Origin of the sequence: Stackebrandtia nassauensis DSM 44728 (genome assembly GCF_000024545.1) — a bacterium.
Lineage (GTDB): Bacteria > Actinomycetota > Actinomycetes > Mycobacteriales > Micromonosporaceae > Stackebrandtia > Stackebrandtia nassauensis.
The window spans coordinates 3,791,990-3,813,387 of record NC_013947.1 but is presented as its reverse complement, the minus strand read 5'-3'; the positions used below and the strand labels follow the sequence as shown (position 1 = coordinate 3,813,387).

Sequence of the window (21,398 nt, the reverse complement as noted above, 5' to 3'; positions counted from 1 at the left end):
ATGACCGGTGTCCGTGTGATGCCGGTGAAGCTCCGCTGGGGCGACATAGCCCTGTTGGGACTGATTGCGGCGGCCATCGTCCGCATCGGTCTGACCATCACCCTCGTGAGCACCCGCGGCAGGGTCGGCGACCCCGACTGACACCGCGCCGGTAAGAACTGCCGCCGATCGCGAGATCGAGAACCCCGGACGGCTCCATCGTCGTTCTCACTGTCCACATAGGTGTGGTCGTCGCAGGCGGGGCAGGGGCCGAATGTGCTGCCCATGCCCTTTCCTATGCTGGTCGTCTTCACCAAACCTGCGATCTGCCGTTTGCCACGGCATTCGCGGCACCGGTGATTGGACGAGGCGGCTGCCGACCGGTCGTCGTCAATGTCGCTCACCCCCGCAGGCTAGCCAGGCGGCGAGCCGTTTGCGAACCAATAACGACCAGCAGCCGGTCCTCGGCGCACACGTCGCTGAAGGCCATCAGCGCGGCGATCCGCTCGCCGCCCCGCAGCCACCAGGTGAACGGCGGCATCGACGTGATCGCGTCCTCGCGCAGCAGCGCGGTCATCGCGGCGACGTCGTGCGACTCGAAGGCGGCGACGTAGCGCGCCAACAGTTCCCGCTGCTCGGGGCCCTCGGGGTCGAGGACGTCGGCGGGCCGCGGCCGGTCGGCGGCCAGCGACGCCCGGGCCCGCTGCAAGGCGCTGTTGGCGGCGGCGACGGTGGAGTCGAGGATCTCGGCGGTCTCGCGGGCCGAGAACTTCAGGATGTCGCGCAGCACCAGGATGGCGCGCTCGCGCGGGGACAGGCGTTGCAGCAGCGCGATGAATGCCAGCCGGACCGTCTCGCGTTCGGCGATGATGTCGCCGGGGCCGGCCGTGGCGAACAGTCGCCGGTCCGGCATCGGTTCGACCCAGCGCTTGGCTGACAACGGGGCACCAGGCTCGCCATCGGCGGCAACCGCGCTCACCACTCCGGCCTCCCCCGCACAAGGCGGGGCGCTGGCTGATGGTGGTTACGCCACCCACGCGAGTGGACCCCGATCCCCGGCGAGGTCTCATCGATCGGACACACTTAGAAAACGACCATAAACGATGGACTATGACCCTGCCAGACTGTCGCGCCCCGGGCCCAAGCCCGGGGCGATATTGCGAGAGGTATGACCTGCCTTCAGGTTATGCGGCGCGGGTGGTGTTGGAGTCCCAGATGTTTCCCGTGGCCGGAATCCGTATGCATCCATATAGGAACCGGTGATTGTTGACGCGCAGCCAGATGCAGGTACGGCGTCCGCGCCGTACCCCTGCGGGCAGCGGGCATCTGAGGTCGGCAATCACGGTCAACGGGTCGTCGGGCGTCACGCTGGCGGGAAGGGCGCGGTGAGTGCCCCAGTCGGTGCCGCCGGTGCGGCGTCTCCCTGGGCGGGGTCGGGTTCCGAGTCGGGTGTAGGGCTTTCGTCGCGTGACACGCCACCAGTTTCGTCGCCACCACGAGCCGGGAGCGACCCCGGCTTCTTGGACGCACACGGAATTGTTCGCCAGGACCCGGATGCGGATTTGGTCAAAGCGTTCACCGCCGGTTGTGGCATGTGGATAGGACAGATAGACGAACACCATGGGCTTGTGGCGCCGCAGACGCGCCACCAGGGTGACACCAGCGCTGACGCTGCTGGTGATCTGGGTTGGATCCACCATCGAGAAAGATCGGCTTTCTGCCGCACGAGATGGGATCCACCTCGTGCGGCGTGGTTGTATGAGCGGGATGAACAGAGGGACTGTTCACCGTGGCTAACCCCGTTACCGATCCCGACGTCAGCAACACGTCAGGACCGGCGAGATTCGCCACCGTATTAGTTAACGATCCAGGCCGCTTCAAGAAACTGTCGTTTTCGCGCCAATTGGTGCGCGTCAACGGCTTCGTGGGCATCGTGAAGCGACTGCAGGTGTCAATTGTCTTCATCATGGTGCGCGTCAACGGCATCATGGTCACCTTGATGGCGTTCACGGTGACCATCGGCGGCGCCGCGCGTGTATCACCATCTTTCGAGGGAACGTCGTAAGTTCGGCCTGTTAGAACGCAACCAACATGGACTTGAGTCGTTGATCAATTCAGGTATCCGTGTGCCGCCATCGAGAACACGATGTATGAGCGGACCAATCGGCGCACGGGTCTCTGCGGTCGCCACAGCAACTGGCGACCGCAACTTTTTGTCATTTGGGGACGTGGTGGTGTGCGCCGTGCGCCGTGCCGGTCAAAGACCCCGCACGACGCGCCACGCGGGTGCACGCCGCCTCAGTAGGGATCCCACAAACTGAACCCTTCGTTGTCGATGTAGCTCCCGAAAATCTCCATGTCCCCTCCCGGACGAAACGATGGTCTCTTTACGCGACTGGACTTCGCGCGAGCCGGTCGATGGAAACGACGGTCATACTGCACGGCCAGATCAGCGCGCAGGCGCTGCCACCCCTCACGCTCCTTGGCGGAATACCCCAGTGCATGGAGAAAACGATCAAGCGTGGCAGCGTTGGGAAGTCGGCCCTGATGCGGATTACACAGATCCGACAATGTAGACACTGCAATCGGTTTCGATACATCCAGACCTAGGTCTTGTCGGGCCTTCTTACTCATGTGGGATGGATCGGTTTGCCGCGAGATCTGCAGCAGCGACAACCCCGCATGCTCCTTCAGCTCCTTCATGCACTGTGCGAAGCTCGCCGGAGAATCGACCGGCCTGCGACGATGGTTCAACACCGCCCACAGCTGGCGCAGCAGGTGAACCTGGTCGCCCAGGTGGCCTCCCGGAATGCGGATGCTCGCGGTCAATGGGTCATCAACCACAGCATCAAGTTCAATCAAGGCCCGGTCCATGTTGCGAATGGCCCCTCGGAAGAGGGCCTCCTGCACCGTGGGCATCTTCCGCTGGTCAGATACTCGAGACGGGGGAGCAGTACTGGAGTCGACATCCTGAGCCGCACCGCTGCGCAGTGCGTTGCTCACCCTGATGTGTTGCGTCCGCCAGTGCTCAACGTCGCCCCCGCACGCCTCGACAAACAACTGCACGACTCTCCACGCGGGAAGCTTCTTCCCGTTAACCGCGCGACACAACGTACTGGCCGCCACCGTGCCCTGGATCTGCGCAGCCATCTGCCGAAACGTGAGCCCGCCAGCCTGACGACGGAGCTTGTCGAGTTGAGCCGCGAACTCCTCCACCAGACCGACACGGTCAATAACCGGGTCTTTTGTGGCCACACGTCCCAACCAAACTGCTGAACCGGCATGGAAGGGCGGCGCTCGCGGTTCGCGCAGCCTCCGCCCACGCTAAGGGTGACTGCCACGATTCCCACCACGGAAAAGCCACCGACTCCAAGCCACGTGAACGAGACAACAACTGCTGCCGCGACGATGAGCATTCGCTGTCTCGTGATGTCGGGCAAGCATGAAAAAGGCAAGCGCCACCTGCGCTCGGCCATGAACGTCACTCCTATGTGTAGGATGCCACTGGGCATCGTTAGGAGGTGCCAGCAGATGCTGACACCGTTGCCGCGGACGCATGTCCGGGTGATGCATCAGGCAATTTCCCCCCACGGCGGGAACCGTGAAGAACCCGACTGGCCGCATCCAGTGACGCAGCCGACATCTACGGTGCCACAGTTAAAACGCAAATGGGAGACCCGTCCAAAAGGTAAGAAAAATTGCAACAGGCTTCCGAAATTTGTTGCACAATCATCTGACGTTATAACCGGTCAGCAAGCCTACCATTCAGTAGTCCAATATAGACCGTTCGAAAGCGGCCGAGATGATTTAGATTTTGCAGGTGACCTTATAGAGAATGGTGGCGACGAGTTCGCGAAGAAACTCTCGAAAAATGATCTTCCACGATGACATCCAGGATGGCAAATACATCATAATGATGGACTCTGAGGCGAGTTCCCGTTGCCGCGGACGCGCTCTCAGTCGCGGGCCTCTCGCGGGAACGAGAGGCCCGCACCCCCACCGCCGATGCTCCAGCGCCACCCTTTATGACCGTCTTAGTGTGGTCCTTGCTCATCAGCTGCGATCCTCGCTGGAACTGGAGCTCCACGCGCGGGCAGCGTACGCGGCGGATCTGATGAGCAAGTTGCGATCCTGGTTGGAGCTAGTGCTCCAGCGCCACGGTCCATTCGAACTGATTGCCGCGCATGTCGAACGCGTTGCGATCCTCGCTGGAGCAGATGCTCCAGCGCCACGGGCAGTGACACGGGGCAGCCCTGGTGATTCCAACGGTTGCGATCCTCGCTGGAGCAGATGCTCCAGCGCCACCTGTCGTTGACACAGGGGTGTTCGCACCAGTTCGCGTTGCGATTCTCGCTGGAGCGGATGCTCCAGCGCCACACGTACGTGTCGGCGGTCATCGTGGCGTATTACTCGTTGCGATCCTCGCTGGAGCGGATGCTCCAGCGCCACCACGACGGCCGGGCCGGACCAGTGCAGCAGTGCCGGTTGCGATCCTCGCTGGAGCGGATGCTCCAGCGCCACGCGCGCGCTGATCGCTGTTGGCGCCGCCGACGCGAAGTTGCGATCCTCGCTGGAGCGGATGCTCCAGCGCCACGCACGATGCGCCGCCTCGACCTCGACGCGGTCCCGTTGCGATCCTCGCTGGAGCGGATGCTCCAGCGCCACCGGTCCTCGACGTTCTGCTGACCCATCGTTTCGGCCGTTGCGATCCTCGCTGGAGCGGATGCTCCAGCGCCACGTGGAGATGGCCAGCCAGCATCACGTCATCACCAAGTTGCGATCCTCGCTGGAGCGGATGCTCCAGCGCCACGGTTCCTATAGTGCAGGAATAGGAGTCTGAGGATAAGTGCGGTGGAGTCCGGTGTCTGGTTTGTGGGGGTTCGCCGTGATTTCGTCTTGGGAACCAATCGCGTGTCGCGATATCACTGGTGGTTCCGAACCTTCCCTGTAGCTTCCCGCTGGTTTCGGTGGCCACCGATGCTAGTAGCTCACGTCGTGGTGGGTGATGGCCAGTCCGGACAGGCCGAGCCGCAGTGCCTCGGTCACCAGATCACTGGGGGAGCAAAGTTGTGTTTCGAGACTCCAATCTAGCTAGCTCCACGCCGAAAAGGCGACGACCAGTCAAGGCCCGGTGGAGGAATTACTGCGAGCGACGAAGACATGGGCGTCGTGAAGAACACTGGCGCAGCAGCACCACAAGCTCCACAATGTCGCCCGATCGGATGCGCACACAGGCAGGGGCAGCCCGGCTTAGTGAGGCTTGTAGCCTGATCGCAGTGTTCCCCGCATATGCAGGGTTGGTTGTCTCAACAGCCGTCGTCCATATTGGTTTAGCCCCTGCGTGCTCTCGTCCTGTTGGGGCCGTGCGTGAGGAACACCTTCGTGACGTCAGCTCCCATTGACTTGTCCACCCTGCCCGGCTACAGCTGGGATACATCCACTCGAGCCCACATCACCGCCTTCTTGGGGCGCTGCTCCACCAAAGACCAACAGGACCCGACCACATCGATTCCCGGCCAGGCGACGGTATGCGCCCGGCGGCTGGGGCAAGGGGAAGACTTCGCGGCCTACTTTTGGGACGTCGAAAGCGGGTACATGCACTTGAATGCCCGCAGCCAGCACGACGACGACTACTACGCCGAGTTGGCGGTGCCGCTGCGCCGCGATGGCGGCCTGACCGATCTGCTGGCCGCCGCGCACGCCGGTGAGATCACCCGCGTCATCTGCGAGCGCTCCGATCGCGCCGCCCGCGACATGCTCACGATCTTGACCGTCGAGTCCCACCTGGAACAGTGGGGGGTGGAGCTGGTGTACGCCACCGAACCTCCACCGCAGCGCCCCGGCGACATGCCAGCCAGCCGATTGCGGATGCGACGCGGCCAGCAAATGGACGCCGAAATCTACCGAGCGCTCATGCTGGAAAACTCCGAGCGCGGCCAGCGCGAACACGCCGCCCAGGGCTACAGCCACGGCCCCGCCCCCTACCCCTACATCGCCGTCATCGACCCCGACGCACCCGCCCGACACGACCGCTACATCCGCCGCCCGAAACGCCGACTCCAACCACACCCAGGCCCGCACCGCTGGGACACCTCAGTACACATGGCGCGGCTTCGACTGGAAGATGCCAGGTACCGCGACATCCGCATCGCGCTGAACGCGGACCCCGAGAAGTACCCGCACGACAAGCCCGGCGGACAATGGACCGACAGGCGCATCCGGTCGCTGCTGCTCAACCCCCGCCTCACCGGGTACGCGGTGTTCAACCGGCGCTCGTCCAAGAACGGGTTCACCCCCATCCCCATGCAGGAGTGGACATGGTCGCGCCAACCCTCCCACAAAGCAGTGTTTACAGTGGATGAATGGGTGCAGATGGTGCGCATGGACGCCGCCGACCGCGCCCCACGCGACGCCCTGGAACGGGTGCGCGCCGCCGCCCACCAACACGGGTACCTCCTGCGTGAAGTGCGCTCCAACGACACCCACATCGTCTACGCCATCGGTTCGCGCGAATTCACCGTGCCCCACGGGGTCCTACCCGAACCGGCCGCCGAGCACATCATCACCTGGCTGGAGACAGCAGCATGAACGACGCGACAACTCATTCGGTATCGGTGATCGTGAGCCGCGACCACCACCGCTGGGCCGCCGAAGCCCCGTCCATCAGCATGTGGACCTTCGGCCGCACCCTCAGCCAGATCCACCAACACGTCACCGACGCCGCCGCGCTCGCGCTGGACATCCACCCCGAGCACGTGGCGGTGACATTGACAGTGGTCTCACCTGAGCTGGAAGAACTGACGCGGGCCCGCGCACGCGAGCAAGCCGCCTTGACCGCCGCCGTACGGCGCCTGCGCTCCCAGAAGGTCTCGTGGCCCGAAACAGCTCGCATACTCCACGTGTCACAGCACGAAGCACGCGCAGCTGTGGCGACAGCCAGTGTGGAGGACAACCAGCGCTAAGACAAATCCGCCAGTCGACGATGGCCGCGCTCGCTCCGACTCAGCCGGGTCAGTTGGTTTCATGTGGACTGTCGGACGCAGCGACGAAGTACTTCTTGATAAAGACTCGTCGGGTGAACTCGGTCAAGCCGACTGCGGTGGGATCATTACCGGCGAGTTGGTCAGTGTCTATGACGGCACAACGGTTAATCGCTCGTCGCAACTGGATATCGACGATTTCGTGCCTCTGGCCGAAACATGGGATTCCGGGGCTTCACAGTGGAGTACTCACAGACGCAAGACGTATGCCACCTACCTAGATGACCACCGCCACCTTGTTGCTGTCACTGCCAGCAGTAACCGCTCCAAAGGAGACCAAGACCCCGCAGAATGGATGCCTTCAATGCAACAGTGACGTGCACGTACGTCGCCACGTGGGTGGCCATCAAGACCGGGTGGCGTTTAAGCATCGATCGCGACGAACACGACGCGCTAGTCGACATCGCCACTGGTTGCGAAAGCGTTCAAGTCGACATTCGCCCAGTATGAAGGGTCAAACTGGCGTTGCGGAGCGTGCGACGGATAACTGATGCGTTCCCCAGACGACGGAAGTCGACTGGGGAACTACACCGCCCAAGTCGCCGACTATGGCCAACGCGGCCTTGGTGGTTTTTAGGGCTTCTTGCTCCAGGGCCATCGAACACCGAGAACGATTCAGGATCGCAGTGCTGTTGTTGCGATCCTCGCTGGGGCGGATGCTCCAGCGCCACAATGAGGGCCTGGACTTCGCACGTGATCAGGATGATGTTGCGATCCTCGCTGGAGCGGATGCTCCAGCGCCACGGGCCAACTGTCCAAAGGGCTCGGCAGTCTGTCGCAGTTGCGATCCTCGCTGGAGGTGGTGCTCCAGCGCCACGCGATCCGCGCGGTCGGGCGGGTACGGCCCAACACCGTTGCGATCCTCGCTGGAGTGGGTGCTCCAGCGCCACTCCCAACCGGTGTGGATACCGCAGACGCGGCGGTTGTTGCGATCCTCGCTGGAGTGGGTGCTCCAGCGCCACGGTCATCCAGGTCCCCATCATTCGGGGAACCACACGTTGCGATCCTCGCTGGAGCTGGTGCTCCAGCGCCACATCCGACTCAGTGTCAAATCCGGGAACCGAAGCGATGTTGCGATCCTCGCTGGAGCGGGAGCGGGAGCGGGAGCGGGAGCGGGAGCGGGAGCTGGAGCTGGAGCTGGAGCTGGAGCTGGTGCTCCAGCGCCACACGCCGCCGGTGGGTGCGTTTCGACGTCGCCATGGTTGCGATCCTCGCTGGAGCTGGTGCTCCAGCGCCACCAGGATCCGGCGGGCGCCAGTGTCGGGGTCGACGAGGTTGCGATCCTCGCTGGAGCTGGTGCTCCAGCGCCACGCCTCCAGGTGCAGCGCATAGGCTTGCAGCTGCTGTTGCGATCCTCGCTGGAGCTGGTGCTCCAGCGCCACGGTTCCTATAGTGCAGGAGTAGGAGTCCGAGGGTAAGTGGGGTGGAGCCCGGTGTCTGGTTTGTAAGGATTTGCCGTGATTTTGTCTTGGGAACCAATCGCGTGTCGCGATATCACTGGAGGTTCCGAACCATCCCTGTAGCTTCCCGTTGGGTGCGGTGGCCACCGATGCTAGTAGCTCGCGTCGGCAGGGGAGTGCGCGACCTTCAGTGGCCTGAGGCTGGCGAACAAGAAGGCCGCACGCGATCACGGGCGGTGGTGCCGGTGCTGGGTCTGCTGCCGCAGCCCGCATCAGACGCTGCGGGTCACCCTCTTGGCTGCTGTCCCTTGTGGTCCGAGTCGGGAGGGGTCCCGGTGGGATCGTGATGTGATGCCTTCACGACACCTAGACGATGGGATGTGGGGCGTGATGGTCGACAGTGGAGACGCCGTGGTGAGGATCGTCGGGTCTACCCCAGCGGTAGGGGTGAAGGCCCGGGAGTCAACGGTGGGGCCGGTGGCGGGTGCGTGTGGCCAACCTCGATCGCGTCCTTTCCGGTGGAGTGTGGCGTCCGGACCGGGAATCTCGTACCCCAGGGAGCATTGACATGTCCGCAGCCCAGTCGCCCCCTTCACCGCACCATGCCCCTGGATCACCGCCGGGGCCGGGAATGCGGCCGCCCGGTGTGACACCTCCCGTCGCGCCGGGCCGCAATATCGGTCTGATCGTCGGGTTGGTGATCGCCGGCGTGGCGGTGTTGCTGGCTGGGGTAGGCGTCGCGGTCGCGGTCTGGCCCCAAGAGGCGGACTCGGCCGCACTGGTCGCGGCAGGTCGCGACAACGTTTACGGCACCACATCCACGCCGTGCGATCTTGTCGACCAGCAGGAACTGGCCGATCTGGTGGGTTTCGAGGGCGCGAAGTACGACGAGGAGACCTACGGTCCCGACGACGACTTCGACTACAACGGGATGTTGTGCCAACTGTCGACGCAGGTCAGTGATGTCACCGAGTATCCCCTTTTCGAGTTGCGCGCCGAATCCCATGCCGACACCGCGTCGGCCGACAGCGCGTTCGAAGAGCGCGTGGCCGAGATCGGCATTGAGGAGTCGGTCGGACTTGAGCAGACGATGTTGTTGCTAAAACCGAACGGCAGTTCCCCGGCGTGCCTCATCATGCGTAACGGCAACTTGGTACTGACCATGGAACTCGACAGTAACTACCTCGACATACCCGAAGACGCCGCTGGCGACTTCCTCACAGACTCCGCCAAAAAGGTGATGGCAGCCCTCAAAGACACATAACGCCTGCGACGACCGTCGGTCTCCACGTTCCCGCAGCTCCCAGTGTTCGAACGTGTGTATTATCCAGTTCCTCAAGATCACTAGCAGTGTGGAGGGTGGATGATGGCGCGAACGCGCGGGTGGGTACCGCGGTGTGGCTATGACTGAGGGCTGGGGCGGGCGCGGTCGGCATTTGACGTGGCGGCAGCTGCGTGACCGGATGGTCGGCCGGGCCACGAGTGGATCTGGGGTGGGGAAGCCCCGGCATCTGCGACTGGTCACCGACGACGAACCCACGCCGCCAGCCTCATCTCCACCGGCTGTCGAGGCCGGTGGTTATGCCGAGCTGCACGCCCACTCGAATTTCTCGTTCCTGGACGGCGCGTCCTCGCCGGAGGATCTGGTGGCCGAAGCGCTTCGCCTGGGTCTATCGGGGCTGGCGATCACCGACCATGACGGCTTGTATGGGGCGGTGCGGTTCGCCCAAGCCGCGAAAGGCACCGGCCTGGCCACGGTGTACGGCGCCGAGCTGTCCATCGGGTTGACCGGTGAGCGGGCGGGTGTGCCGGATCCGTCGGGTACGCACCTGCTGGTCCTGGCCCGCGGTGCCGAGGGGTACGCGAAGCTGTCGGCGGCGATCGGCAACGCCCACCTGGCCGGTGGCCAGAAAGGTCTGCCCGACTACGGGAGCCTGGAGGGCGTCGCCGCGAGGCTGCGCGGGCACGTGGTGGTGTTGACTGGCTGCCGCAAGGGCCCGGTACGCCGTGCCTTGGATGCGGGTGGGGTGGATGCGGCGCGGGTCGAGTTGGAGCGGTTGGTTGAGTTGTTCGGGCGCGACGGCGTTTACGTCGAGTTGACTGACCATCAGGCTTTCACCGACGGCGACCGCAACGAGGCGCTCGCCGATCTGGCTTCCGAGTTGGGGCTGTCGGTGGTGGCGACAAACAACGTCCATTATGCCCGCAGCTCTCGGCACAGGTTGTCGCAGGTGGCCGCGGCGGTGCGCGCCAACATGCCCCTGGACGAGCTGGACGGGTGGCTGCCCGCCGCACCAACGGCACGGCTGTGCTCGCCTGACGAGATGGTCGAGCGGTTCGCGCCGTTTGGCGGCGCGGTGGCCAGCAGCCTCCGTCTCGCAAGGGAGTTGGCGTTCGACCTGGACCTAGTGGCGCCCGCGTTGCCGCCGTTTCCGGTCCCGGCCGGGCATGACGAGGACTCCTGGCTGCGGCACCTGGTCCAGGCCGGTGCGGCCGAGCGGTATGGGCCCTTGGGATCGCGCTCGGACGTGGTCCGGCAACTGGATCATGAACTTGATGTCATCAAGAGGCTCGGGTTCGCGGGTTACTTCCTCATCGTCCACGACATTGTGGACTACTGTCGCCGGGAGGGGATCCTGGTCCAGGGCCGCGGCAGCGCGGCCAACTCCGTGGTGTGTTTCACCCTGGGGATCACCGCGGCCGACCCGATCGCATTCAAGCTGTTGTTCGAGCGGTTCCTCAGCCCCGCTCGGGAGGGGCCACCGGACATTGACCTGGATATCGAGGCGCGGCGCCGCGAAGCCGTCATCCAATACGTCTACGACACCTACGGCCGCACCTATGCCGCCCAGGTCGCCAACGTCATCACCTACCGCCGCCGCTCCGCCATCAGGGACTCGGCCGCTGCTTTGGGGTATTCGCCCGGCCAGGTGGATGCCTGGATCGCGGCCTCCCCGCGCCGCGGCGGCCCCGCGCTGACCGAGCTGCCCGCCGATGTGGGCACCTACGCCGGACAACTGCTGGGAGCCCCACGGCATCTGGGTATCCATTCCGGGGGGATGGTGATCTGCGACCGACCGATCATCGACGTCGTGCCCGTCGAGCACGCCCGCATGGACAAACGCACCGTCCTGCAGTGGGACAAAGACGACTGCGCCGACGCCGGCCTGGTGAAGATCGACCTCCTCGGGCTCGGGATGCTCACCGCGCTGCGCGAGGCCCGCGACGTCGCCAATGCCCACTACGACGTTCCCGTGGATTTGGCCGCGCTGACTCCGGACGACGCGGAGGTGTACGCGATGGTCCACAAAGGCGATGCGATCGGCACGTTCCAGATCGAATCCCGTGCCCAGCTACAACTCGCCCCCCGGCTGCGCCCGGCTAACCTGCATGATCTGGCCGTCCAGATCGCGTTGGTGCGGCCGGGCCCGATCCAAGGCGGTGCGGTGCATCCGTATCTGCGGCGCCGCGACGGCCTCGAGCCTGTCGTCTACCCCCACCGCCTCGCCCAACCCGCACTGGAGAAGAGCCTGGGTGTGCCGCTGTTTCAGGAACAAATGATGCAACTGGCCGTCGACTGTGGCGGGTTCAGCCCAGCGGATGCCGACGAGCTGCGGCAAGCCATGGGCGCCAAACGATCGGCCGAACGCATGCACCGCCTCAAAGACCGGTTCTACGCGGGCGCGGCAGCCAACGACATCCCACATGCCACGATCGACGACCTATGGTCGAGAATGGAGGCATTCTCCGGATACGGGTTTCCCGAGTCACACGCGATCAGTTTCGCCTACATCGCCTACGCCTCTTGCTACCTGAAGAGGTACTATCCGGCGGCGTTCCTGACGGGGCTCATCAGGGCCCAGCCGATGGGGTTCTACTCGATCAACACCCTCATCGCCGATGCCCGCCGCCACGGCGTGAGGATCCACCCCGTCCACATCAACCACAGCCACGCCACCACCACACTCGACGGACACGGCACACCCGCACCCGCTGATGCACCCGCCAGGCAGTGGGGGAGCGGCGGCCCGGCCGTGCGGTTGGGCCTGAACCAAGTCCACGGCATCTCTGACACCGTCGCCGAGCGCATTGCCGTGGGCCAGCCCTACACGTCGATCACCGACCTGGCCCGCCGTGCCGGGCTCACCGAAACCCACCTGGAAAACCTCGCCACCGCCGGCGCCCTCACCGCTCTCGGCCCTACCCGCAGGCAAGCACTGTGGATGGCCGCGCCCGCCGCCGCCAACACCCACGACACGATCGACGGCACCATCCAGCTCACCGCGCCCATGCTGCCGGGCATGAGCAACGCCGAACTCACCGCCGCCGACCTGACCGCGACGGGCTCCTCCGTCGACTCCCACCCAATCGAACACATCCGCCACCAGCTCGACGCCCATGACGCCACCCCGATCGACCAACTCGCAACCCTCCCAGACCGCACCCGCGTAGTCGTCGGCGGCATCGTCACCCACCGCCAAGCCCCCGAAACCGCCGGAGGCATCTTGTTCATCAACCTCGAAGACGAAACCGGCCAAGCCAACATCGTCTGCGAACCCGGCCTTCGCCTCGCCTACCCCCGCGAAGCCCACGCCACCCCCGTACTCCTCATCCGCGGTCAACTCCGCAACGCAGGCGGCGTCACCTCCATCACCGCCGACAAACTCACCCCACTCCACACACCGATGCCAACGAAACCGCGCAACTTCCGGTGATAACCGCAATGCCACACGATCAGATGAGATGCCATCGAAGCACTCGACCACAAGGGACTCCCGCAAATGAGACCACAGCCTGTGTTATTAGAACTGGCACCCGCTCCTAGAGCTCCAGACGTCCTCGAGACACCGGCGTGCCGGAAAGGAGGCTGTGGTGTGTCCCAACCATGATGGCTTCGGAACCTCAAGTGATGTCGCGACACGCGGTTGGTTCCCAAGACGAAATTCTGTCAAAACCTTAGAAACTGGACACAGAACCCATGCTCCCTTCGCCCCCAAACCCATGTTCCTGCACTATAGGAACCGTGGCGCTGGAGCACCAGCTCCAGCGAGGATCGCAACATGGCGCAAGACCAGCTGATTGGGATTGGTGACCTGTGGCGCTGGAGCACCAGCTCCAGCGAGGATCGCAACTTCCGCGAGTGGGGACCGCTGCTGCTGGCGATCGTGTGGCGCTGGAGCACCAGCTCCAGCGAGGATCGCAACTTCCGCGAGTGGGGACCGCTGCTGCTGGCGATCGTGTGGCGCTGGAGCACCAGCTCCAGCGAGGATCGCAACAGGATCTCGTGGGCGTCGGCGCACGTCCACGACTCCAGTGGCGCTGGAGCACCAGCTCCAGCGAGGATCGCAACGAGGTCCTCAAGAACCTCGCCAACGCTCCGTTGCCGGTGGCGCTGGAGCACCAGCTCCAGCGAGGATCGCAACATGTTGGGGTGCGACTGAATCCACGGAAGCAGCTGTGGCGCTGGAGCACCAGCTCCAGCGAGGATCGCAACTGCGGCTTAACCAGCCGCTAGACGAGTACAACGCCAGTGGCGCTGGAGCACCAGCTCCAGCGAGGATCGCAACCAGGAGTTGATCCGTGAGCACGTCGCCACCACGACGGTGGCGCTGGAGCACCAGCTCCAGCGAGGATCGCAACCCGATCGTCACCGCAGCCGCCGCGGTGGGACGCCGGTGGCGGTGGAGCACCAGCTCCAGCGAGGATCGCAACCTCGAGGTCCGCAACACCAACGCGGCAACGAGGACCGTGGCGCTGGAGCACCAGCTCCAGCGAGGATCGCAACTGTTCGCGGTTGATCGCTTTCCAGCTCTGCCAGTGTGGCGCTGGAGCACCAGCTTCAGCGAGGATCGCAACAACACGGCGAACCTGGCACGGGCGGTAAGCCTTCGTGGCGCTGGAGCACCAGCTCCAGCGAGGATCGCAACACGCACCAGCTTGTCCACCGCCGCCGTAGCGGAATGTGGCGCTGGAGCACCAGCTCCAGCGAGGATCGCAACCCTGCTCCGGGCCTGTCTCCTCCGGGACCGCTCGTGGTGGCGCTGGAGCACCAGTTCCAGCGAGGATCGCAACCAGCAGCGCCGGGTCCGGGACGGCGGCGCGCTGCCGGTGGCGCTGGAGCACTCCTCTGGCGAGGATTGCAGTGAGTCTGGGTTGGTGGCCGTCGGTTCGATCGCGTGTCGCACATTTTGTCCGTTGGCATGTCACAAGAACGACGTATGGTCGCTCTTGCTTGTTGACTGTATCCCTTCTGGAGCTTGGTACGTGGAACTGTTTGGGCATAGTGCCAATAGGGGCGGTGATCGTCAACTTCTTGAGGATCACTTGCGTGGGGTTGCGGTGTTGGCGCGCCGATTCGCGGGTGAGTTCGGCGTCGGTGATCTGGGGTACTTGACGGGGCTCTGGCATGACGCGGGGAAGGCGTCGTGTGCATGGCAGGACGGGCTAGTGCGAGCGGAGGCGTCAGGTGGCCCGGTGGGGGTGGACCACAAGACGTTGGGTTGCGAATTGGCGGCCGAACATGGACTTCAGGCTCTTGGGTTGGTGCTACATGGTCATCATGGCGGTTTGACGTCACCAGGCTTTGTGGCGGACGCGTTGAAGAACCTGAGTGAGGCTCAGCGGCGCAACAATGCTGAGGCGCGACGAGGCTTGACTGACCTTCTGGCTGAGACGGGTTGGGCGCGGGACGTGGTGTTGCCGTGGGCAAAGCCGCTAGTTGCTGAGATGGGACTGCGATTGGTGTTCAGCGCGTTGTGTGATGCCGATTCGCTGGATACTGCGATGCACCGAGAAGGTCTGGCAGCACCGTTGGTTGCCAGGGACGCTGATGTCGGGTTGTTGTGGGATCGGTTTCAGCAGCGTCGGGAAGATCTGTTGCGTCACAGGCCAATGTCAGCGGTGAATGTGGCCAGGCAGGCGTTGTTCGATGAGTGTCTGCGGGCCGCAGGAAAGCCGCGTGGCATGTTCCGGATACCTGCGGCCACCGGGTTGGGCAAGACGATCAACGCTGGCGCGTTCGCGATGCGGCATGCGGCGATTCATGGCATGCGGCGAGTGGTGGTGGCGGTGCCGTGGTTGACGATCACTGAGCAAAACGCCGCTGTCTACCGTGGCCTGCTGGACGAGGGCGACGAGCAGGTGGTGTTGGAGCACCACAGTGGAGTTGATTTCGATGTTCTTCCCGATTGTCGCCGGTGGGAGAGGTTGGCGTCAGAGAACTGGGATGCGCCGTTCGTGGTGACCACGACGGTGCGGTTGTTCGAATCGTTGTTTGGTCGCAAACGGGAGGCGACACGGCGGCTGCATCGTCTGTCCAATGCGGTGGTGGTGCTGGATGAGGTGCAGGGGCTGCCGTATCGGCTGCTGTTGCCGATCTTGGATGGTTTGCGGACATTGGTCGATCATTTCGGGGCCAGTGTGGTGCTGTGTTCGGCTACGCAGCCGGATTTCTGGAATCTGGGGCCGTTTCAGGGGATGGAGGCTTGCGACATCGTGGTGCCGCAGGAGTTGACGCGTGCCGTTGATGGGCGAGTGCGGTACGAATGGTGGACGGATCCGCAACCGATGTTGAGCGACGTCGCGGACCGGGCCTGCGCCGATGAGAGTGCTTTGGTGGTGGTGAACACGACCAAGGATGCGTCTGCCGTGGTCGATCGGTGGCGGGAATTGGCGGGCGACAGCCTGGTGTATCACTTGTCGACTCGGATGTGCCCGGCTCACCGGCGCTACGTCCTGGCTGCGGTGCGCTCGGGTTTGGCGGCGGGCACGCCGGTGCTTCTGGTCAGTACACAGTTGATAGAGGCCGGAGTCGACGTGGACTTCGCGGTGGTCTATCGGGCGCTGGCACCGGCCGATTCACTTGTGCAAGCTGGTGGCCGCGCTAACCGGGAAGGCCGATTGCCTGACGGCGGGAGGGTCGTGATCTTCGATCCGTTGGATGGTGGCGCGCCACCGACGTATCGAACACTAGTGGGCAACACTCGGCGGTTCTTCGGACCGGATAAGTCCGCGCCGGACGATACAACGGCACAGTTGCGGTACTGGCGGGCCGTGTATGACGACACCGGAGTGGAGGGACGCGGCTCGATTGGGCGGCAGATCCAGTCGGCCAGGCAACGGTTGGACTATCAGTCAGTTACCGATGGGCCACAAGACCTCGAAACCGGCGCACGAGATTCGAAGTTGGCGTTTCGCATGATCAGTGATGACAGCGTGGCCGTGATCTGCCCACAATGGGTCGGTAACGGTGACGGCCGTGGCACCGGTGAGAAGAACCTGGTGTCCAATGAGTTCAACCCTCGCGTACTCGAACTTATCGACCAAGTCCGTTCAGGTATCGGGATCGGCTCCGCTATGAGGCAGTTGCAGCCGTTCACCACGAACCTGCACATATCCGCAGTACGCAAACCGGGTGTGACCGCTTTGCTGGCACCGTTGCTGGGCGATGTGGACACGCCGGGCTCGCTGGCGGTGTGGCAAGGCGACTACGACGTCACCACAGGCATCGCCCTCGACCCCGAAATGGAGAGATTCGTTCTATGACCCCTCACGGCACCGCGATCACACTTCCCACCGATCCACACGGTCATCGACCGGTGGCGGTCCAAGTGTGGGGGGACGCGGCCTTGTTCACTCGCCCCGAACTCAAAGCCGAACGACTGACGTATCCCGTCATGACCCCCAGTGCCGCCAAGGGTGTTTTGGAAGCGATCTATTGGAAGCCAGAAATGGCTTACCAAGTCGTGGCCATTGAGGTGCTCAAACCGATCAAGCAGTTCACGGTTCGTCGCAATGAGACTAACGACGTGGCGTCGTTGCGTGATGCAGCAAAAGGTGTGCGCCGCATTGATACCGCGGCGAAACGCGACCAACGCAACGCGGTATGCCTGCGTGACGTGGCCTACCGAATCCACGCCCACATTCGACTGCAACCGCACGCCAACAAACCCGTGGTGGCCTATCGCGATCAGTTCCGGCGCCGCGTCGACAAAGGAGCATGCTTTGCCCAGCCGTATCTGGGCACCCGCGAGTTCACCGCCTACTTCGGCAAACCCGACGGCACACCCGCTCGTGACGAGCTTGATGGAGATTTGGGCATCATGATCCACACGGTGGGATACGACGGTGATCACGCCATGGAATGGTTCACCGCCCGCCTTGATCGCGGGGTACTTCGCGTTCCCGAACGGGGCATCGTCGCCGAGGCATCGCACATCAGTGCGGCGGTGGGCTGATGCTGTTGCAGCGGCTGGCGCAATTCGCAGCCCAACGTGAAACCGATGAGAACCCGATCCCGGCGTTCTACATCGAAAAACCGGTGCGGTGGGTGCTGCGACTCCACGCCGATGGCACCCCCGAAACACTGGACATGACGGATCGAGCCGACCCCAGCGACACCGCCCGTCGTTTCGGCACCCCCATGGCAGTCCCGTCAGTGACCAAGACTTCGGCTCCCGCGCCGACACCTGGCGTCGACACCGTGGAGTACGTGTTCGGGTGGGTGACCACAGACCCGAAAGCCAATGTGAAGCCGGACAAGGTGGTCAAGCGCCACAAGGCGTTCATCGCGTTGAATGAACGCTGGGCCCGTGACGATCCGGACTCACCGGCCAGCGCGATTGCAGCGTTCTACCGCGACGGTCACCATCGCACCATTATGGAACCAATGCGGATCAACGGCCGCGGCGAAGAACTGCAACGCGTACCGGCCTGGAGCCGCGGAGATCTCGTCTGCTTCGAGATTGACGGCGCCAAAGCCGCCGCATCGACCTCAGCACAACGGTTTTGGGCAAGCATCGCGGCTGAACGCAAAGGCAGCGGCACATCTGGATTGTGTTTGGTGTGCGGTGAATGGGCTGAACTGCTCAAAACCGTGCCGCAGCAACTGCCGCAACGGCTGGTGCCGGGCGCGACGCAAAGCGCATCACTGGTGAGCGTCAACAAACCCACCCACGGATTCGATTTGACCACCGAGCTGCGGCATACACCGATTTGCCAAGGCTGCGGATTGCGGGTCATGAGCGGCCTAGGAATGCTCCTGGACGACAAGCAGCACTCCACCGGCAGCGGCGACTCACGCATGGCGTGGTGGACGATCGGCGGTGAGCAGGTTTCACTCGACATGCTGCTGCATCCACACCAGCACCTGGACGACGTCCACCACCTGATCACCGCTGCCCGCACCGGGCACCGTCACAGTGTCAAGGACATCGACACGGGGAGGTTCTGCTCGGTCATCGTAGGCGGCAACGTCTCCCGCATCATGGTGCGCGACTGGGTTGAACAACCTCTCACCCAGGTACAGGCCAACCTTGGTCGCTGGTTCAACGACATCACCACTACCGACGGCGACAACACGCGCCTTCCCGGGGTCGGGCTGTTGGCACTGGCGTGCGGGCGCTACGACCCGAAGCTGACTGCCGAATCTGGCGGATACCTCGGCTTCAACAAACCCGGCGCTGACCGCCCCGACGGCGTCTACCGGTCACTCCTACAGGCCGCCCTTTATGGACGCCGTCTGCCGCCTGGCCTGTCCAAACACATCATCCACCGCATCCGGCGCGACGGATACCTCGACCCGGCACGAGCGGCCCTACTACACGTCGGCCGTATCCGACAGGCCACCACGAACGACCAGAAAGAACCCATGGAAATCACCACATCCAGCACCGAAGAACCAGCCAAAGTGGCTGGTCAAATATTCGCCATGTACGAGTATCTCCAGTGGGCCGCCACCAATCCCACACCGAACAAGACCACCGGCCGTGCCGAACGCGTCAACACCAGTTTCACCGACCGTCACTTCTCCGGAGCGATCACCAACCCGCGCCGCGCGCTGACTGCTGGCGCCCGAATATCGCAGGCATGGCTGAAGCGAGTACGCCGCGACAACCCCGCCCGAGCCGAATGGATTGACCGCCAACTCACCGAACTGTATGAGCACTTGAACCAGGCCGGTGGACCACCGAGCACGGCCCTGCTGTCGCAGCAGTCGGACTTCATACTCGGCTACTACCAGCAACGTCAGCAACGATTCGCCAACCGATCTGCCAATAACACCACCACGGAAACGGAATCCAACGATGAGTGAAGCACACCTCGACCCCACCATGCGGCACGACGCGGTACTGCTATTCGACGTCACCGACGGCAACCCCAACGGCGACCCGGACGCCGCTAACCAGCCCCGCATGGACGATGAGACCGGCCAAGGAATCGTCACCGACGTGGCCATCAAACGCAAGATCCGCGACACCGTGTCACTGCTCAAAGGAGATGATCCCCGGTTCGGGATCTTCGTCGAAGCAGGACACGCCCTCAACACCCGCATCGCTCAAGCGCTGAAGGAAAGCGCCGATGACAGCGACAACGCGCGCCAATGGATATGTGATCACTACTTCGATGTACGGATGTTCGGCGCGGTTTTGTCTACCGGCGACAAGATCCCAGGAAGCAAGAAACGTGGCGCTGGGCAGGTTTACGGCCCCACACAGCTGACGTTCGCGCGCAGTATCGATGCGATCAGTCCGGTGGAGCACACCATCACCCGCGTCACCCAAACCAAACAAGCCGACATCGACGCAGGCGAATCGACCGAGCTTGGCGCTAAGTGGACGGTCCCCTACGGGTTGTACCGCACCCATCTACACTACTCCGCGCCCAAGGCCACAAAGACCGGTGTCACCGCCGATGACCTCCACACGCTGTGGAAGGCGATCCAGTTCATGTTCGAGCACAACCACTCGGCCGCACGTGGCGAAATGAAACTATGTGGACTATATGTGTTCAGCCATTCCAGTGCGGTCGGCGATGCGCCCGCCCACCAACTGTTCAACACCATCGCGATCTCACCCCTGGAGGCGGACAAACCACCACGTCACCACACTGACTACCGACGCCAATTCGAAAAGGCCTCTGTACCCAGCCGAATCACCTCCACAGTATTGACCGATCTGTGGCCGTAGATGGGCAGCCCAGTTCAGCAGACCCGTTCAGCGTTCCACTGTCGGCACTGGAACATTGAATCCCACGCCATCTCGTTTGCCTACATCGCCTACGCCTCGGCCTACCTGAAACGCTTCTACCCGGCCGCGTTCCTGACCGGATTGATCAGGGCCCAGCCGATGGGGTTCTACTCCGTCAACACCCTCATCAACGACGCCCGCCGCCACGGCGTGAGGATCCACCCCGTCCACATCAACCACAGCGCAGCGATAACCACATTGGATGGACGCGGCCAGCCCGCGGCCCGCAACACCGCTCCTGCCGACTGGGGGAGCCCCGGCCCCACCGTCAGGTTGGGTCTGGACCAGGTCCGCGGCATCTCCGACACCGTTGCCGAACGCATCGCCGCCGGCCAGCCCTACACCTCGATCACCGACCTCGCCCGCCGCGCCCGCCTCACCGAAACCCACCTGGAGAACCTCGCCACCGCCGGAGCCCTCACCGCACTCGGCCCCGACCGCCGCCAGGCACTATGGATGGCCGCACCCGCCGCCGCCAACACCGACACCACCATCGACGGCACCATCCCCGTCACCGCACCGATGCTGCCGGGCATGAGCGACGCCGAACTCACCGCCGCCAACCTCCAGTCGACCGGATCTTCCGTCGATTCCCACCCGATCCAACACATCCGCCACCACCTCGACGCCCACGGCGCGGTCCGGATCGGCCAGCTACCGACGATCCCGGATCGCACCCGCGTCCTCGTCGGCGGCATCGTCACCCACCGCCAAGCCCCCGAAACCGCCGGTGGTGTCCTGTTCGTCAACCTCGAAGACGAAACCGGCCAAGCCAATGTGGTGTGTGAACCTGGTCTGCGCGTCGCCTACCCCCGCGAAGCCCACGCTGTCCCCGCGCTCCTCATCCGAGGACGGCTGCGCAACGCCGATGGGGTTGTGTCGCTGACCGCCGACAAACTCACCCCACTGCACACACCGGCGGCAGTCAAGGGCAGGAACTTCCGCTAGCCCCC

General features: G+C 63.8%; 16 protein-coding genes and 3 CRISPR repeat arrays. Of the genes, 14 read left to right on the top strand and 2 right to left on the bottom strand.

Going from position 1 to position 21,398, the window contains the following annotated elements; translation table 11 throughout:
* A complete protein-coding gene (locus tag SNAS_RS35825; protein ID WP_013018821.1) occupies nt 1–141 on the top strand; it encodes a hypothetical protein in 141 nt (46 codons plus the stop codon).
* 238 nt (nt 142–379) lie between these two features.
* On the opposite strand, the gene SNAS_RS17710 is transcribed toward SNAS_RS35825, so the two are convergent.
* Nucleotides 380–919, bottom strand: coding sequence for a sigma factor-like helix-turn-helix DNA-binding protein (locus SNAS_RS17710; protein WP_244409034.1), 540 nt, complete (start codon nt 917–919; stop codon nt 380–382).
* Between the two features lie 849 nt (nt 920–1,768).
* Between SNAS_RS17710 and SNAS_RS35215 the strand changes: the two genes are divergently transcribed.
* Entirely contained in the window at nt 1,769–2,044 is a 276-nt protein-coding gene (locus SNAS_RS35215; protein WP_013018820.1) for a hypothetical protein, read from the top strand.
* Nucleotides 2,045–2,277: 233 nt separating this feature from the next.
* On the opposite strand, the gene SNAS_RS17705 is transcribed toward SNAS_RS35215, so the two are convergent.
* Nucleotides 2,278–3,234, bottom strand: coding sequence for a helix-turn-helix domain-containing protein (locus SNAS_RS17705; protein WP_144300547.1), 957 nt, complete (start codon nt 3,232–3,234; stop codon nt 2,278–2,280).
* Between the two features lie 123 nt (nt 3,235–3,357).
* Here SNAS_RS17705 and SNAS_RS35210 point away from each other — a divergent pair, with 123 nt between their 5' ends.
* From SNAS_RS35210 to SNAS_RS17655, 12 genes are all read left to right on the top strand, one after another.
* The gene (locus SNAS_RS35210) at nt 3,358–3,867 is read left to right on the top strand and encodes a hypothetical protein (RefSeq protein WP_144300546.1); all 510 of its coding nucleotides are present in this window, start codon (nt 3,358–3,360) and stop codon (nt 3,865–3,867) included.
* A gap of 234 nt (nt 3,868–4,101) precedes the next feature.
* Nucleotides 4,102–4,789: direct repeats of the CRISPR family, unit length 37 nt; unit sequence GTTGCGATCCTCGCTGGAGCGGATGCTCCAGCGCCAC.
* 572 nt (nt 4,790–5,361) lie between these two features.
* Entirely contained in the window at nt 5,362–6,567 is a 1,206-nt protein-coding gene (locus SNAS_RS17700) for a recombinase family protein (protein ID WP_013018818.1), read from the top strand.
* Nucleotides 6,564–6,941, top strand: a complete 378-nt coding sequence (locus tag SNAS_RS17695) for a hypothetical protein (protein WP_013018817.1) — start codon at nt 6,564–6,566, stop codon at nt 6,939–6,941. Before SNAS_RS17700 ends, SNAS_RS17695 begins: the two co-directional genes overlap by 4 nt.
* Before the next feature lie 61 nt (nt 6,942–7,002).
* Nucleotides 7,003–7,335 carry a hypothetical protein gene (locus SNAS_RS35205; protein WP_144300545.1) on the top strand — a complete coding sequence of 111 codons (333 nt, stop codon included), beginning with the start codon at nt 7,003–7,005 and terminating at the stop codon, nt 7,333–7,335.
* 317 nt (nt 7,336–7,652) lie between these two features.
* Nucleotides 7,653–8,053: direct repeats of the CRISPR family, unit length 38 nt.
* Nucleotides 8,054–8,087: 34 nt separating this feature from the next.
* A complete protein-coding gene (locus tag SNAS_RS37670; protein ID WP_425280975.1) occupies nt 8,088–8,351 on the top strand; it encodes a hypothetical protein in 264 nt (87 codons plus the stop codon).
* A 636-nt stretch (nt 8,352–8,987) separates the two neighbouring features.
* Nucleotides 8,988–9,683 carry a hypothetical protein gene (locus tag SNAS_RS35820; RefSeq protein ID WP_169313894.1) on the top strand — a complete coding sequence of 232 codons (696 nt, stop codon included), beginning with the start codon at nt 8,988–8,990 and terminating at the stop codon, nt 9,681–9,683.
* Between the two features lie 139 nt (nt 9,684–9,822).
* A complete protein-coding gene (locus tag SNAS_RS17680) occupies nt 9,823–13,134 on the top strand; it encodes an error-prone DNA polymerase (protein ID WP_041625013.1) in 3,312 nt (1,103 codons plus the stop codon).
* Nucleotides 13,135–13,442: 308 nt separating this feature from the next.
* Nucleotides 13,443–14,491: a CRISPR direct-repeat array (repeat unit 37 nt; unit sequence GTGGCGCTGGAGCACCAGCTCCAGCGAGGATCGCAAC).
* A 192-nt stretch (nt 14,492–14,683) separates the two neighbouring features.
* Nucleotides 14,684–16,963: a CRISPR-associated endonuclease Cas3'' gene (locus SNAS_RS17675; RefSeq protein ID WP_013018814.1), complete on the top strand. Its 2,280-nt coding sequence runs from the start codon at nt 14,684–14,686 to the stop codon at nt 16,961–16,963.
* Complete coding sequence (gene cas5c, locus SNAS_RS17670; protein ID WP_013018813.1) at nt 16,960–17,655, top strand: type I-C CRISPR-associated protein Cas5c; 696 nt, start codon at nt 16,960–16,962, stop codon at nt 17,653–17,655. The genes SNAS_RS17675 and cas5c overlap by 4 nt, the downstream gene beginning before the upstream one ends.
* A complete protein-coding gene (locus SNAS_RS17665; protein ID WP_013018812.1) occupies nt 17,655–19,511 on the top strand; it encodes a type I-C CRISPR-associated protein Cas8c/Csd1 in 1,857 nt (618 codons plus the stop codon). The genes cas5c and SNAS_RS17665 overlap by 1 nt, the downstream gene beginning before the upstream one ends.
* On the top strand, nt 19,504–20,385 hold the full coding sequence (cas7c, locus tag SNAS_RS17660) for a type I-C CRISPR-associated protein Cas7/Csd2 (RefSeq protein ID WP_013018811.1): 882 nt from the start codon (nt 19,504–19,506) through the stop codon (nt 20,383–20,385). The genes SNAS_RS17665 and cas7c overlap by 8 nt, the downstream gene beginning before the upstream one ends.
* The gene (locus SNAS_RS17655) at nt 20,386–21,393 is read left to right on the top strand and encodes a helix-hairpin-helix domain-containing protein (RefSeq protein WP_041625012.1); all 1,008 of its coding nucleotides are present in this window, start codon (nt 20,386–20,388) and stop codon (nt 21,391–21,393) included.
* Nucleotides 21,394–21,398: the final 5 nt, after the last annotated feature.

What these genes read in the sequence shown, in the direction of transcription:
- SNAS_RS35825 (WP_013018821.1), top strand. Translation starts at nt 1, where the DNA reads ATGACCGGTGTCCGTGTGATGCCGGTGAAGCTCCGCTGGGGCGACATA.
- SNAS_RS17695 (WP_013018817.1), top strand. Translation starts at nt 6,564, where the DNA reads ATGAACGACGCGACAACTCATTCGGTATCGGTGATCGTGAGCCGCGAC.
- SNAS_RS35205 (WP_144300545.1), top strand. Translation starts at nt 7,003, where the DNA reads ATGTGGACTGTCGGACGCAGCGACGAAGTACTTCTTGATAAAGACTCG.
- SNAS_RS37670 (WP_425280975.1), top strand. Translation starts at nt 8,088, where the DNA reads ATGTTGCGATCCTCGCTGGAGCGGGAGCGGGAGCGGGAGCGGGAGCGG.
- SNAS_RS35820 (WP_169313894.1), top strand. Translation starts at nt 8,988, where the DNA reads ATGTCCGCAGCCCAGTCGCCCCCTTCACCGCACCATGCCCCTGGATCA.
- SNAS_RS17680 (WP_041625013.1), top strand. Translation starts at nt 9,823, where the DNA reads ATGACTGAGGGCTGGGGCGGGCGCGGTCGGCATTTGACGTGGCGGCAG.
- cas5c (WP_013018813.1), top strand. Translation starts at nt 16,960, where the DNA reads ATGACCCCTCACGGCACCGCGATCACACTTCCCACCGATCCACACGGT.
- SNAS_RS17665 (WP_013018812.1), top strand. Translation starts at nt 17,655, where the DNA reads ATGCTGTTGCAGCGGCTGGCGCAATTCGCAGCCCAACGTGAAACCGAT.
- cas7c (WP_013018811.1), top strand. Translation starts at nt 19,504, where the DNA reads ATGAGTGAAGCACACCTCGACCCCACCATGCGGCACGACGCGGTACTG.
- SNAS_RS17655 (WP_041625012.1), top strand. Translation starts at nt 20,386, where the DNA reads ATGGGCAGCCCAGTTCAGCAGACCCGTTCAGCGTTCCACTGTCGGCAC.